Raw genomic sequence first — 14750 nt, 5'->3', positions numbered from 1 at the left:
ATCATTGACGGTCGTAAGACGCTTACGTTGCATAGCAATTCCCCGGTCGATGCCTTCACCGCCGGGGGCGTGCAGGCGTTCACCATCGACCTCCTCCGCTCGGATGAGGCCGATCGCCGCGAACTGGATTCGCGACCCCTAAGGTAGAAACTTCAGCAAGGTGCGACTTGGACGAACACGACCGCCGCTCGGCTCAAAACGAACCGAATGCGCTTCGCGCCGCACTGGTGCAGAGTTGCTACACCGCTGCGCCGCTCACGCTTGGTCCCAGCCGTGCTTCTCAGCACATTCCGACCAGACCGCGGCGCGATAGATCTCGGTCCCGCCGGCATCCCTGACGCGGATGAAGGCGTCGCGATCGCGCAAATCGTCGCGCCAGACGAACAGGTGCCGCGCCATCTCGTCGGCAACGACGAACGTCGCGTCGGCCTGCTCGAAGACCATGCCGCCGGGATCGATCTTGACGATGTTGCCGACCAGAAGGTCGAAAAAGAAACGGCGCATTCGATACTCCGGCTGCCGATGCCGCACGCAATGCCGTGGTCACGTCTTGGCGATCACGGAACGGGGCAATCTCCGTCCGCCGATCGAAATTGCAGATGACTGAATTCAGTCGCGCCCGGTCAGGGCATCTCGCCGCTCCTGACGTCGCTCGGCGTCGCGTTATAGGTCCGCCGGAAGCAGCGGTTGAAATAAGAGAGATCGCCGAATCCGACGTCGTAGGCGATCGAGCTCACCGTTCGCTCGGCGAATCCGGGTTCTCGCAGCATGCGATGCGCACGCTTGACACGCTGCTCGATCAGAAAGGAAGAGAACGTCTTGCCGTCCGCCTCGAACAGGCGCTGGAGATATCGCGGTGTGACGCCGAGCTCCTGGGCGACCGAAGCGACCGACAGATCCTGCCGCCAGCAATTGTTGGCAATGGAGACTTTCGCCTTCTGGAGCCGGGCCGCCTTGACGCCGCGCCGTCCGGCCAGCTCACGCGTCTCCCCGGTCGCGCCGAGGACGAGCGCCAGGAGATCGTGCAGATGCCCGACCCCGAGCTGCCGGAGCTCGGGCGTCGCGAACGCTTTCTCCCGCACCAGCGTCACCGCGTAGTCGACCAGCAATCTGAGCCCGGCGGAACTTCCCGGCATGACGCGCATCACGGCATCATCGACGTCCACGATCATCGGCGCCAGAACGCGCCTCGGGACGCGCAACGAGAAGCAGCTCCCCAGCGACAGACGCTCGAACGTCGTGACGTCCTCCGCACTCGTCAGGACCGCCTCCCCGGCATGGAGCCTCAAATCGTGTCCTCGCTCGGATATCCCGAGAACGCCCGACCTGTTCACGATCAGGGCGAGGCTGTCGTCGCCGTCGGACACGAGCTGCTTGGTGCGAATGACCCGCGCTCCGTACAGTCCGCCGAACAACAACTGGGCTTCCGGCAGGACGTGCGACGTGAAACTCGCCGCGGCCGGCTTTCCTTCTCTTGCCTCGACCTCCGCCTTCAACACTCCACGACAATAGAAATCGCGAAGCATCGAAATGCGCTCACCTTCTGGAACTTCGTTCGTTGAAACATTGAGAACCGAAAAATCAATCATGCTGCTCACTGCAATCTCTCCAACCGACGAGCAGGCCGGCCATTTGCTGTCGTTCCCCACACGCGCATTCGATGCCGTCGCGGCATGTCCGTGCGGCGCACGCTGCTCTTCTTCTCGGAAGCGCGATATACGAAAGTCTCGAATGACTCGCGTCCTGCGTTCGGAGGACCCGCGAGATCGACCCATCACAATGGATTGAGAGCGCGGCGCGTAACATCGAGGCGCGCGGAAACGTATTAGGTCGCCTTGTCGTCGCCGCTCGCTCGCCGCGCGAACGGCACGGCAAAGCCGGCAGCGATCTTCACCAGATCGGCCTGCCTGCCCGCGCCCGTCTTTTCAAACAGACGCCCAAGGTGCGTTTTCACGGTCGTCTCCGCGACGCCGAGTTTTGCAGCGATGTCGGGAACACCGCCGATCTCGATGATCGCCATCAGCACGCGCAATTCGGATGGCGTCAGCCTGAAGGCCGCCGCGATCGCGTCGGCGGCGAGCAAGGGCAGCATGGAAGCTCTTTGAACGAAGAGCATCGTGGCCGCAATATCGCGCGGCAGGTTGCGTTCCCGCTTCAACGGAAAGGCATGAAGCAGATAATGCTGCCCATCGGCCGACGTCGCAAGCTCAATCTGACGAGGAGCTGCAGGGTGTACGCCTGAATCGATTTCGCACAAGCCGCGGAATATTTTGTCGGTCTGGGTGTTGCGGGCCACGATCCGGTCGCCAACCAGCGCAAGCAGATTGGCATCGACGAACAATTGCCGGCATGCCGCGTTGGCGTGGACGACCCGGCCATCCGCATCGAGCAGGCAGATCGCAATGTTCAATCCGTCGAGCACGTCGGCAAGGTCGTCCACCGTGTGAGAGCGAGCGCGGATCTGCCGGCCCATGGTCTGCGATCGCTGGATGTGCGGAGCGAGCAACCGCATGCGATCGCGCATCGCATCGTCGACGGTTCCGCGGGAGCGATGGCGCAACACCTGCAGAATCGTGGTGCGGGCGACGGTCTTCTCGAGTTCGACCGTCGCAAGGTCGATCGCCCCTTGCGGTTCCACCCACTCGCGATAGAAGCTCGTCTCACGAAACTCCGCATGGGGCATGATGTCGGTCACGCCGATCGCCTGTTCGGACCCGAGGGCGAGATGACGATCGAGCAGAGGATCGAGCTCCACGTAACGGTCCCGATAGAGCTGACGGAAACGGGCGTCGGTGCCAAAATGCTGGTGAATCTCGATCGAAAGCCGCGCTGAGTCCCTGGACACGATCATCGCGGCACAACCGCCGACGAAATGCGAAACCTGCTCCAGTGCGCGGCTACGTAGCGCTGGATCGACCGCCGCATCGTAGATCTCGCCGATGAGGGACGAGAACCGATTTGCCTGGTGGGTCGTCATCGGGCGGACAACGCAATCGGCGCGCGGCCCGCGCGAGTCGGAGAGTTCGCGATCGGGAAACTGACGGAGAAGACGGGCCGGTCAATTGCCGCCTTCGACGAGGGAAATACGTTGCAGCCGGAAGCTGGAATATCGAACATCGTCCTTGCGTAACGTCAACCGCAGGGTGCGGCTTGGACTGTTTCGCCAAAGACTAGGATAAATGCGAACACCACGCGGACTGTGTGCGATGAGTCACGCGCCTGCTCGCTGCCATCGACTTCTCGGCTGCCGTCCTGCCGGTTTTCACAGCCCGCATCGGCAATCTATTTCCGGTTCTCCTCACAGAACTTCAACGCGGCCAGCGCTTCGCCGGCGCGCGGTATCTGCATCTCGATACTGTCGTCGTCATCGTCCTCGAAGTCGAGCGTGAGGCGCCTCGCCTTCGACAGGCGGTCCATCATCGACTGATCGTATTCGAAGATGCCGCGCACGGTGGTCTTGTCCATGACCTCCCACTTCGCCCTCTTCATGATGTCCGCATCGTCCGTGCCGACATCGGCCCGCAGGATCTCGCCGACCGTCTCCCATTCCCAGCCATCGTAGATCATCACGATCACGATCGCCTTTTCGGAATAGGTGATCACGATGACATAGTCGCGGTTCTCGTCATCCTTGTCCTTGTAACCACGGCTCGCGTTGCAATGCGTGTCCTGCGTCCGCTTTTCGATGGTCCAGTCGCCGACCTTGGATTGTTGCGCAAGCGCCGGCGCGCTGTCCAAGACGCCCGCGGTCAGCAAAGCGGCGAGAAGAAATCGTTTCATGTCAGCCTCCAGCGCGTTCCCCAGGCCGAGATGACCACCTCCGCGGGAGAGCCGCAAGGGGAGAGCCATAAGGGCCGCGCCAGCCGCAAGACGTGCCTGAATCCCCTGTCCGGCCCCCGACATTCGCGCGGCCGCAGCGCACAAACCCACCTGCGGGTTCCCCCGCGAAACCCCTTTCCCGATGCGACGAAACACGCCTGAAACAGAAGGCCGTCTAAGTGGTTGTCAAAATAAATACAGGGACGGCCACCATGCAATTCCTTCTCGACCTGATCTACGACTATGCCTGCTGTCAAAACCTCGTCGCCCAGCCGCCACAGGAGGACGAGTTATGATCGAGCTGATCTCCGCCCTTCTCGCCCTTTGCAGCGTCGGCGTTTTTGCGGCGCATGCGGTGGATGCCTACCGCACCACGCACTACTGACCGCTTCGCTGCTCCGGCGCTAGAACGGCCGCCGGTAGAAATGCTCCGAATGCGTTGCCGGCGGAAACCGATTGGCAAGCGCCAACGCGCCCTTCTCGTCCGTTTCGAGCGCGATCTTCTGCGCCAGCATCACGTCGCCCGGCACCAGAAAGCCTGACGGGACGAAGCACCATCCCATCGTCGGATGCCCGGCCTCGTCGATCTCGTGGACATTGGCAGCCGTGCCGTAGTGAATGCGATAGGTCTTGCCGGTATCGCAACCTACGACGTCGAAATACCGGTACTGCTCGAACTGGGCGCGCTGCGCCGGCGACAGCCATTCGGCCAGAAGCCGGCGGCCACGCGCGTCCGGCGTGTTCTCGCCGAAGAACCGTCGATAGAGTTCCCGCAGCGCATGCAGACGCGCACGCGCCGGCGCGCGGAGCCAAACTGCCGCAATCATCTGCAGCTCAGATCAACCGCCGACCAAGCGGGGATAGAACAACGTTTCCTGCGCGGTCGGGTCGAACGATCTGATGCGGGTGACTTCGCCGGGTCCGTTGCGAAGGGCGGCGGTGAAGCCGGCGCCGGTCAGCTCCCGAAAGCGTCGTTCGGCTCGCGCCAGCGCTTCGGCATTGCCAGGATCAAACTCGTGGCGCGTGTCGCCAGTCTGGTCCATCACGATCTGGGTTGCCATGTTGAGTCTCCTCATGCCCACCCCTGAATCTGATCAAAGCAAACCTCGTGCCGTCGGTTCCCGATAGCAACAACTTTCTCGTGCCCGCGCATCACGCCTTGCTGAACATGACCGTTATCGAGCGAAGTCGTCAGCGGGAGGCCGCCGCCCCTCCACCTTCGTCGATTTGACGGCCCATCAAGGCGATCGCCTTCTGATAGACGCCGGCGGCATTCCAGGCCTCGATGGCGGCGAAATTCGGCTCGCCAGGCTGATAGCCGGCGCCGGCGCGCCAGCCATGCGCTTTCAGGAAATTTGCCGTCGAGTTCAGCGCGTTGGCGGCCACCTCGAGATTGCCGGTGCCATAGGCCAGGATGTTCTTGGGCATGAACTGGGTCTGGCCGACCTCCCCGTGCATGGAGCCGCGGGTCGCCCCCGACAGCGTGCCGCGGTCGATCAGCTTCAAGGCGGCGTAGAGCTGGTCGGTGAAGAATTCGGGGCGGCGGCAGTCATAGGCAAGAGTTGCGATCGACGACAGCATGTTCTGGTTGCCGCGCTGGCTGCCGAAACCGGTTTCCATGCCCCAGATCGCGATCAGGGGACCGGGCGGGACGCCGTAGCGCTGCTGGATGGAGGCGAACAAGGCCGCCTGCGACTGCTTGAGCTGACGCCCCTTGGCGACGATGGTGGTGGCGCCGCGCTTGGCGAGGAACTGGTCGAGCGTGAGCTGGAAGCTGCGCTGGCCGCGGTCGGCCGCGATGGTGGCACTGGCATAGTTGGTCTGCATCAGGGCCGAGAGCGCAGTCTGGCCGATGCCCTTGCCTTGCGCCTCCGCGCCGAACTCGCGCTTCCAGGCCTCGAAGCCGCCGGGCCCGTTGCCGCAAGTGGCGGCCTCGGCCATGGGCAGAGCGAGCAGCAGCGCGGTCGCGCCGATCACCGCCGTTGCGACTAACCTGCCCTTGATCATTGCGCGTTCCTTTTGCTGCTGCGCGACCGGCTCGCGCGAGCGCATGATCCTACGTCAGTCGCAATCGCTCAAGTCCCGACGGCACCAATCGATCCAGTGAAAGCCCTTGACACCAGCAGTCACGCCTCATCCGTTCCCAGCAGGAAATCCACCATGATGCCCTGGTGCTGTTGGTACATGTCCGTGCCGGTGGCCGTGACACAGCCGAGCTCTCGGGCCGCTGCGATGAACGGCGAGACCTCGGGCCTGGTGATAACGCAGCCGCAATAGGCAGACGGCGCGAGCCGCGCGACATCGACCGGCAGCGGGTCGCCTTGTTTCATCCCAGCGGGCGTCGCATTGGCGACAAAATCCAAGCCTTGGGGATCCCTGGTGCCGGCCCGCACCGGCGCTTTGCCGAGGGCGTTGAGCCGGCCGATCAAGGCGTCGCGGCGCTCAGTTGAGCTGTCATGAACGGCAAGCTCGCTGACGCCGGCCTCGACCAGTTCGCGTGCAATCGCCGAACCGGCACCGCCGGCGCCGACAAGCAGCGCCCGCATTCCCTTCGGATCGATCCCCTTCGCCCGCGCCGCACCGACGAAGCCAAGACCATCCACCATGTCGCCATGCCACGCGCCATCGGCGCGCCGGCGCATTAGATTGACGGCGCCCAGGAAATGCGCACGGTCGGTCGCACTTGCGCAAGCCAGGTAGCAGGCGAATTTGTGAGGGATGGTCACGACGATGCCGTCGAGGTTCTTCAGCCGCGCCGCGACCGCAAGGAAATCGGGCAAATCCGCCGGCGCGACCTGAACGGGCATGAGAATGCCGTCGTGCCCCCGCGCGGCGAAGGCGGCAGTCACGCCTGCCGGAGAGCGCACTTGGGCGATGGGATCGCCGACGATGACGTGGAGCCGGGTCGCGCCTGTCGGGGCCGGGATCATGCCGTTCGGGCCGGAACCGCGAAGCCGTCCTCCGAGGTCAGTTCGAGTCCCTCCAGATTGCCGTCCTTGCGCCATTTGTCGAGCAAGCGCAGGAACGCCACCGGCCCGCGCCAATACTGGCTGTTTCTGGCCGCGATCGGATCGAACACGCCTTCGTTGTTGTAGTAGCCGGGCGTGCACTCCGCGAGATAGGTCTGCCGGCCGATCGCGGCCTTGACGACCTCCTCGACCCAGGCGTTCTCGGCGGCGAGCGTCGGCTCCAGCGTTTTGGCGCCGCGCTTGCGCGCCTGATCGATGACATAGGCAATGTGTCGCGACTGCTCGTCGATGATGTGCGGGAAGTTGGCGCTCTGGCCGGCCTGCACCGTGACGATCAGGAAGCAGTTCGGGAAGCCGCGGCTGTAGAAGCCATGCATGGTCTTGACTCCGTCCCGCCAGCGCTCGGACAGGCTCATGCCATCGCGGCCATAGACCTCGAAGCCCATGCGGCGGGCGTAGTCGGTGCCGACCTCGAAACCGCTGGCATAGATCAGGCAGTCGAGCTCGTAGGCCTTGCCGTCGACGATCACCGCATTCTCGGTGATGCGTTCGACGCCCTGGCCCTGGGTGTCGACGAGATGCACGTTCGGCCGATTGAAGGTGTCGAGATATTCGTCGTGGAAGCATGGCCGCTTGCAGAACGCCTTGTACCAGGGCTTGAGCGCGTCCGCCGTCGCCTTGTCCTTGACGACGGCGTCGACGCGGGCGCGGATCTCCTCCATCTTGCGGTAGTCGGCCTGCTCGATCACCTTCAGCGCCTCCTCCATCGAGGTCACCGGCTGCGGCTGACGACGCGGCGCCAGCAGGATCTCGCCGAGCAGGCCGGTCCAGCCGTCCTGCACCAGGTCCCGCTCGAACGGCTCGCCCGAGATCACGGCGGTGAAATTGTCCATGCGCTCGCGCTGCCAGCCCCTCTTCAGGCTGTCCGCCCAGCCTTGATCGGTCGCGCGATCATCGCGCACGCCAATCGCCGACGGCGTGCGCTGGAAGACATAAAGCTCCTTTGCCGAACGGCCGAGATGCGGCACGCATTGCACGGCGGTGGCACCGGTGCCGATGATGCCGACGCGCTTGTCGGCAAGTCCGGTCAGGCCGCCATCGGCGTTGCCGCCGGTGTAGCCGTAGTCCCACCGGCTGGTATGAAAGCTGTGACCTTTGAAGGTCTCGATGCCGGGAATGCCCGGCAGCTTCGGCCGGCTGAGCGGACCTCCCGCGAGAATGACGAAGCGGGCAAGGATCCGGTCGCCCCGATCGGTCTCGACCAGCCAGCGCGCCTTCCGCTCCTGCCACACCATCCGCGAGATGACGGTCTGAAACAGCGCGCGCTCGTAGAGCTTGAAATGACGGCCGATGCGGCGCGAGTGCTCGTAGATCTCCGGCGCCCTCGCATATTTGCGCACCGGCATGTAGCCGGTTTCTTCCAGCAGCGGCAGATAGATGTAGCTCTCGGTATCGCAGGCAGCGCCGGGATAACGATTCCAGTACCAGGTGCCGCCGAAATCGGCAGCCTTTTCCACGATGCGGAAATCATCGATGCCGGCCTCGCGCAACCGCGCGCCGCAAAGCAGCCCGCCGAAGCCGCCGCCGACGACCAGCACCTCGGTCTCTTCAGTGACAGGTGCGCGCGCAAATCGGGGATCGGCCCAGGGGTCGTCGAGGTAGCGACCAAAATCGCCCGCTGCCTCGACATACTGGGCCTTGCCCTCGGCACGCAAGCGGCGGTCACGCTCGTCGCGATAGCGCGCACGGAGACCTGCGATATCGACGGTAGGTTCGCCGGCTGCACCGGTCTTGTGTCTTTCCGCTGACATGCATTTCCTCCACGACGAGCGCTGCTTCGCCGGCAGCTCATCTCACGTTAGCCCTGAAAAAGTGACGCATGCAATCGCGTCCGCTGTTTTTTGCGTGAACGCCGCCGGACGTTCCGCTAACCTCGCGCGCAAATCACACGCGTGCGCCACGCAACGACGTGGCTTCCGGAGGAGACCATGCAGGGATTGATGATGGACATGCCGCTTCTGATCAGTGGCCTGATCCAGTATGCCGCGGACTATCACGGCGAAGCCGAGATTGTCGCGCGCGAGATCGAGGGCGACATTCATCGCTATACCTATGCGGACGCCCACCCGCGCATCAAGCGGATGGCGTTGGCATTGAAGCGGCTCGGCATGAAGCAAGGCGACCGCGTCGGGACGCTGGCCTGGAACACGCACCGTCATTTCGAGATGTTCTATGCCGCGCCGGGCATGGGCTATGTGCTGCACACCATCAACCCGCGGCTGTTTCCCGAGCAACTCGTCTACATCATCAACCACGCCGAAGACCGCCTGCTGTTCATCGACCGCGCCACGCTGCCGCTAGTCGAGGCGATTGCGCCGCAGCTGACGACGATCGAGGCTTTCGTCGTGATGTCCTCGCGCGAGAGGATGCCCGAGACCAAGCTTGCCAACGTGCATTGTTATGAGGACCTGCTCGACAAGGAGAACGAGGCCGGCTTCGCCTGGCCGGAGTTCGACGAGAAATCGGCATCCACGATCTGCTACACATCGGGCACGACGGGCAATTCGAAGGGCGTGATCTATTCGCATCGCGCCGCGATCCTGCAGACCATGACCTGCTGCAATTTCGACTTCCTGCCGGGCCATGTCGAAGGCGTCCGCGAAGTGATGATGCCGATGGCGCCGCTGTTCCACGGCAATGGCTGGAACATGCCGTTCACCGCGCCCTACACCGGTTCGAAGCTGGTGCTGCCCGGCCGCAACTACGAGCCTGATAAACTCTATGAACTGCTCGAAGGCGAGAAGGTGACGCTCTCGGCCGGCGTGCCGAGCTTCTGGCTGATCCTGCTCGACTGGCTCGGTCGCACCGGCAACAAGTTCTCCACCCTGCGCGCAACGCTGTCGTCGGGCTCGGCCCCGCCGCGCGCGATGGTCGAGAAGCTCAAGCGCGACTATGGCATCGACTACATCCAGGCCTGGGGCATGACCGAGGCCCTGGGCTGCTCCATGCCAGGCCTGCGGCCCGGCTCCGAGCACCTCGGCGAGAAGGAAAAATTCGATCGGCGCCAGGTGTCGGGCCGCGCCTGTTTCGGCACCGCCTTGCGCATCGTCGACGATGCCGGCAACGAGCTGCCGCGCGACGGCAAGACCGTCGGCCATCTCCGAGCCCGCGGCCCCTGGGTCGCCTCCGGCTATATGAAGCTGGACGAAGGTCTCGACCGCGACGGCTGGCTGATCACCGGCGACATGGCGGTGATCGATCCTCAAGGCCACGTCACACTGACCGACCGCTCCAAGGACGTGATCAAGTCCGGCGGCGAGTGGATCTCCTCGATCCAGCTCGAGGACGTCGCACTGTCGCATCCCGATGTGCTGCAGGCTGCCGTCGTCGCGATCCACCATGAGAAATGGCAGGAACGCCCCCTCCTCCTCGTCGTCCGCAAGAAGGGCGCGACGGTTGATGGCAAGACGCTGCTCGACCATATGCGCCCGAAAATCGCGAACTGGTGGATGCCGGACGCCGTCGAATTCCTCGACGAGTTTCCGATGACGGGGACCGGCAAGGTGCTGAAGTCGGCGCTGCGCGAGAAATTTAGAGAGTATCGCGTCGCTTAAGCCGGTGCGCCCAAGAAGATTCCGTCCATCGATTAAGGAACGAATGATGCTTTACCCGATGTCGCCCAAGGTCGTCGAGCTCAAGCGCAAGCTCGAGAGCTTCATGGACCGGCACATCTACCCGAACGAGGAGCGCTTCTATCGCGAGGCGGAGGAGCTCGGACCCTGGAAGGTCTATCCTGTCGTCGAGGAGCTGAAGCCGCTGGCACGCGCGGAAGGCCTCTGGAATCTGTTCCTGCCCGAGAGCAGCCATGGCGCGGGTCTCACCAATCTCGAATATGCCCCGCTCTGCGAGGTGATGGGCCGCTCGCATCTCGCGCCCGAGGTGTTCAACTGCTCGGCGCCCGACACCGGCAACATGGAGGTGCTGGAGCGCTACGGCACGGAAAAGGACAAGCAGCGTTGGCTGAAGCCATTGCTCGCCGGCGAGATCCGCTCCTGCTTCGCCATGACCGAGCCCGCGGTCGCATCATCCGATGCGACCAACATCGAGAGCTCGATCGTACGGGACGGCGACCATTACATCATCAACGGGCGCAAATGGTACACGACCAACGCAACCGATCCCCGCTGCAAGATCTGCATCTTCATGGGCAAGACCGACCCTGATAATCCCGACCGCTACAAGCAGCAATCCATGATTCTGGTGCCGATGGAGACGCCTGGCATCGAGGTGAAACGCCCGCTGCCGGTGTTCGGCTTCTACGGCGTGCCTGATCGGGCCTCCGAGGTCGTCTTCACCAATGTCCGCGTCCCGAAGGAAAACATGCTGCTCGGCGAAGGCCGCGGTTTCGAAATCGCGCAGGGCCGTCTCGGGCCCGGCCGCATCCACCACTGCATGCGGCTGATCGGCCTTGCCGAGCGCACGCTGGAGAAGATGTGCCGGCGGGTGCGCAGCCGCGTCGCCTTCGGCAAGCCGGTCTCCGAGCAGACGGTGACGCAGGAGCGTATTGCGGAAGCCCGCATCATGATCGAGCAGGCCCGGCTGCTGACGCTCAACGCCGCCTCTGCCATGGATACGGTCGGCAACAAGGTCGCAAAGAGCGAGATCGCGATGATCAAGGTCGCCGTGCCCAACATGGCTTGCCAGATCATCGACTGGGCGATCCAGGCTCATGGCGGCGGCGGCACCTCGAACGATTTCGGCCTGACCCAGGCCTACGCCACCGCGCGGCTGCTGCGGCTCGCCGACGGTCCGGATGAAGTTCACCGGAACCAAATCGCGCGGTTCGAGCTGAAGAAGTATTCGAACGGGTGAAGCAAAGGCGCGTATCTTGCCGCGATAAGGCGGAGATGCCCCCTCCCACAAGGGGAGAGGGCGCAGTAACTCCCCGCCCTTGCCTCAGTTCGCCGTATACACATCCGGATCGGCGCTGGAGCTCGGCTTCTTGAAGGCGTTGCGCAAGGCGGACGACATCGGGACGTTGTAGTTGAGGCCGTTCGGCGGCGTCGGCGATTGCAGCCATTTCTTGTAGAGCACCTCGATCTCGGGGCTTGCATAGAGCTCCGCCGTGGCGCGATCGGCGAGCGCCTTGAACGGCGCATCCTCCCGCCGCAGCATGATGCCGTAAGGCTCCGGCTTCGAGAACGCTTCCTCGCAGATCATGAAGGCTTGCGGCTCCTTGGAGCGCGCGATCGCGACCGCGAGCTGCACGTCATCGAGTGCGTAGGCCTGGGCCCGGTCGGTTTCCAGCAACAGGAAAGCCTCGGCCTGGTCCTTCGCGGGCATCAGATTGATGCCGAGATTGCGTTCGGTATTGACCTTGGCGAGCTGCGTCAGGTTGACCGAGCCGGCGACGGCCGTGACCGCCTTACCCTTGAGGTCGTCGATGGTGTTGATCTTCGCCGCCTTCTTGGCCGCGAACCGCGTCGCACTGAGGAAATGCGTGTTGGTGAAGGCGACCTGCTTCTGGCGATCGGCGTTGTTGGTGGTCGCCGAGCAGTGCAGATCGAGCGTGCCGTTGACCATCAACGGGATCCGGTTCGACGAGGTCACGGCGAGCGTGTCGACGGCGATGTCGGGCATGCCCAGTTGCTTCTTCACGGCGTCGACGATCTTAAGGCAAATATCGATGGCAAAACCGACCGGCTTCTGGTTGCCGTCCAGATAGCTGAACGGGACCGAGGCCTCCTGATAGCCGAGGGTGATCTTCTTGGTCTCCTTGATCTTCTGGAGCGTGCCCGACAGATCTTCGGCCGAGGCCGCACCGGCAAGACATGTCAGGGCCAGGATAACGATAGGTAGACGCATCGGCTGCTCCTCAAGGGGTCTCGCGCCTCCATGCCGGGCGCAAGCGGGGACTTGATAGCGCAGCATCGCTCAAGTCGCCAGACGTGCCCGTGCCTAGCAGCTATCGCAGCTTTCGATACGACGAGAGGCGCTTACGCGTCGATGCCGCGCTGGACCAGGATGCGCTCGGCGCTGTCGTTCCAGACATCCATCTTGGTGATCTTGCCATTACGGACCACGAAGCGGTCGACATAACGGTTGCCCTCGAACGGGGTCCCGTCCTTCCACTCGCCGTAAAGCGTGCCGATGCTGTAGACCACGGTCTCGCCGTCCCCGGGGCAGACGTCGAACCGGTCCATCTTCTTCTTGACCCAGCGGTAGCGCTTGGCGTTGAAGGCGGTCGGGCCGCGTGGATGATCGAACGTGTTTCCGCCGGTGAAGGTGATCACCGTGCCCGGTGCCATATAGGCTGCGGCAGCGTCCGGATCAGGGATCATCGATGCCGTGAGATAGGCCTCCACGATCGCGGCGTCGGACAAATGAGCAGCTTCGGTTCTGACGGCAACGGACATGGCTGGTTCTCCCAGGATTGATGGAATACTACCGCCACCTGCGCAAGATCCATGCATATATTTTGAACATTTGCCTCGCTACACTGCCGACAATCTGGAGCCGCCGATCCCGGCTGATTGCTCTAAACTCCGTCCGCAAGAGCCCATGATCATCAAGCCTGCCTTCGACCTGATCTTCCGTAACGCACTGCTGCGATCATCCGCCGCGCCCGTCGACATCGGCGTGAAGGACGGCCGGATCGCCGCGATCGAGCCACGGCTGGCCTGCGAAGCAGTCGAGGTCGATCTCGGCGGGCATCTCGCCCTGCCCGGCTTCGTCGATACCCATATCCACCTCGACAAGGCCTGCCTGCTCGACCGCTGCGGGCATGATCACGGCAGCCTCGGTGATGCCATCCGGGCAGTGTCGGCGATGAAACGCGACTTCACCGTCGAGGACGTCTACGCCCGCGGTGCCAAGGTGCTGGAGCGCGCGATCGTGCACGGCACGACGCGCATGCGCACGCATGTGGAGATCGATCCACGGATCGGCCTGCGCAGCTTCGAGGCTGTGAAGGCGCTGAAGCGCGATTACGCCTGGGCGATCGACCTGTCGCTCTGCGTCTTCCCGCAGGAAGGCCTGACCAACGACCCCGGCGCTGAGGACCTGCTGATCCAGGCGTTGCGCGACGGCAGCGAGGTGATCGGCGGCTGTCCTTATACCGACACCGATCCGAACGCGCATCTGGAGCGCATCTTCGATCTCGCGCAGGAATTCGACGTCGACGTCGACCTTCACCTGGATTTCGACCTCGATCCCTCCTGGTGCCACCTCGACGAAGTCTGCCGGCAGACCGAGCGGCGCAATTATCTCGGGCGGGTCACGATCGGCCACGCGACAAAACTCTCGGCCCTACCGCCGGAGCGGATGAAGGCTGCGACCGCGCAACTGGCAAGAGCCGGCGTCGCCGTCACCGTGCTGCCCGCGACCGATCTCTATCTGATGGGGCGCGAGGCCACCCACAACGCGCCGCGCGGGCTGACCCTCGCCCACAAGCTCGCGGGCGATGGCGTCGTGTGCTCGGTCGCGACCAACAATGTGCTCAATCCCTTCACCCCGTTCGGCGACGCCTCGCTGCTGCGGATGGCGAACTTCTACGCCAATGTCGCGCACGCCTCGGTGAACGATTTCGACACTTGCCTCGATCTCGTGACCGAACAGCCGGCACGGCTGATGAACCTCGACGACTACGGCATCAGGACCGGAAATCCCGCCGATCTCATCGTGCTCGATACCAGGGATAGCCGCTTTGCCGTGGCCGAACTGCCTGATGTCCTGATGGGCTTCAAGCGCGGCCGACAGACATTTGAGCGGCAGCGGCCTGCCCTGTTCCGCCCCGGGCGCTGAACCCGTTTCCGGTCGAACTCGTAGCGGTAAAATGGTCGGGAACGCAGCCGATTGTCCAATCCTGCGCTCTGATTTCACGACCGATCTTGTCCAAAATGTGAGTCCGGTAGAATCCCGGACCGTAGCCCTGCGCATTGCACAAGAGCTGCCCGGATCATA

General features: G+C 63.5%; 14 protein-coding genes. 3 read left to right on the top strand and 11 right to left on the bottom strand.

From position 1 onward, the window contains the following. Window positions 1–255 precede the first annotated feature (255 nt). From AC0WRY_RS13935 to AC0WRY_RS13895, 9 genes are all read right to left on the bottom strand, one after another. Window positions 256–504 (bottom strand): DUF6894 family protein, encoded by a 249-nt coding sequence (locus AC0WRY_RS13935; RefSeq protein WP_194407526.1) that lies wholly within the window; start codon window positions 502–504, stop codon window positions 256–258. Window positions 505–623: 119 nt separating this feature from the next. Continuing rightward, the gene (locus AC0WRY_RS13930; RefSeq protein ID WP_194408257.1) at window positions 624–1589 is read right to left on the bottom strand and encodes a helix-turn-helix transcriptional regulator; all 966 of its coding nucleotides are present in this window, start codon (window positions 1587–1589) and stop codon (window positions 624–626) included. Window positions 1590–1825: 236 nt separating this feature from the next. Continuing rightward, window positions 1826–2977 carry a helix-turn-helix transcriptional regulator gene (locus tag AC0WRY_RS13925; RefSeq protein ID WP_194407525.1) on the bottom strand — a complete coding sequence of 384 codons (1152 nt, stop codon included), beginning with the start codon at window positions 2975–2977 and terminating at the stop codon, window positions 1826–1828. Between the two features lie 305 nt (window positions 2978–3282). Then, window positions 3283–3780, bottom strand: a complete 498-nt coding sequence (locus AC0WRY_RS13920) for a hypothetical protein (protein ID WP_194407524.1) — start codon at window positions 3778–3780, stop codon at window positions 3283–3285. A gap of 443 nt (window positions 3781–4223) precedes the next feature. Then, window positions 4224–4646, bottom strand: coding sequence for a hypothetical protein (locus AC0WRY_RS13915; RefSeq protein ID WP_194407523.1), 423 nt, complete (start codon window positions 4644–4646; stop codon window positions 4224–4226). A gap of 12 nt (window positions 4647–4658) precedes the next feature. Then, window positions 4659–4880, bottom strand: coding sequence for a hypothetical protein (locus tag AC0WRY_RS13910; RefSeq protein WP_018319783.1), 222 nt, complete (start codon window positions 4878–4880; stop codon window positions 4659–4661). A 130-nt stretch (window positions 4881–5010) separates the two neighbouring features. Beyond that, the gene (locus tag AC0WRY_RS13905) at window positions 5011–5826 is read right to left on the bottom strand and encodes a lytic murein transglycosylase (protein ID WP_194407522.1); all 816 of its coding nucleotides are present in this window, start codon (window positions 5824–5826) and stop codon (window positions 5011–5013) included. A 119-nt stretch (window positions 5827–5945) separates the two neighbouring features. Next, window positions 5946–6749, bottom strand: a complete 804-nt coding sequence (locus AC0WRY_RS13900) for a shikimate dehydrogenase family protein (RefSeq protein ID WP_194407521.1) — start codon at window positions 6747–6749, stop codon at window positions 5946–5948. Further along, window positions 6746–8599, bottom strand: coding sequence for a flavin-containing monooxygenase (locus AC0WRY_RS13895; RefSeq protein WP_491123248.1), 1854 nt, complete (start codon window positions 8597–8599; stop codon window positions 6746–6748). The genes AC0WRY_RS13900 and AC0WRY_RS13895 overlap by 4 nt, the downstream gene beginning before the upstream one ends. Window positions 8600–8776: 177 nt before the next feature. On the opposite strand from AC0WRY_RS13895, the gene AC0WRY_RS13890 reads away from it, so the two are divergent. Both AC0WRY_RS13890 and AC0WRY_RS13885 read left to right on the top strand, forming a co-directional pair. Continuing rightward, entirely contained in the window at window positions 8777–10402 is a 1626-nt protein-coding gene (locus AC0WRY_RS13890; protein WP_491123247.1) for a long-chain fatty acid--CoA ligase, read from the top strand. A gap of 46 nt (window positions 10403–10448) precedes the next feature. Further along, on the top strand, window positions 10449–11660 hold the full coding sequence (locus tag AC0WRY_RS13885) for an acyl-CoA dehydrogenase family protein (protein WP_491123246.1): 1212 nt from the start codon (window positions 10449–10451) through the stop codon (window positions 11658–11660). 84 nt (window positions 11661–11744) lie between these two features. On the opposite strand, the gene AC0WRY_RS13880 is transcribed toward AC0WRY_RS13885, so the two are convergent. Continuing rightward, window positions 11745–12653, bottom strand: a complete 909-nt coding sequence (locus AC0WRY_RS13880; RefSeq protein WP_491123245.1) for an amino acid ABC transporter substrate-binding protein — start codon at window positions 12651–12653, stop codon at window positions 11745–11747. A 131-nt stretch (window positions 12654–12784) separates the two neighbouring features. After that, entirely contained in the window at window positions 12785–13204 is a 420-nt protein-coding gene (locus tag AC0WRY_RS13875; protein ID WP_194407516.1) for a nuclear transport factor 2 family protein, read from the bottom strand. Between the two features lie 145 nt (window positions 13205–13349). Here AC0WRY_RS13875 and AC0WRY_RS13870 point away from each other — a divergent pair, with 145 nt between their 5' ends. Continuing rightward, window positions 13350–14591 (top strand): amidohydrolase family protein, encoded by a 1242-nt coding sequence (locus AC0WRY_RS13870; RefSeq protein ID WP_194407515.1) that lies wholly within the window; start codon window positions 13350–13352, stop codon window positions 14589–14591. The last annotated feature ends 159 nt before the right edge of the window (window positions 14592–14750 follow it).

The sequence above is a fragment of the Bradyrhizobium sp. T-12 genome (assembly GCF_058314695.1).
The sequence above is the reverse complement of the archived record's forward strand: the minus strand, read 5'-3'. Positions and strand labels throughout refer to the sequence as shown.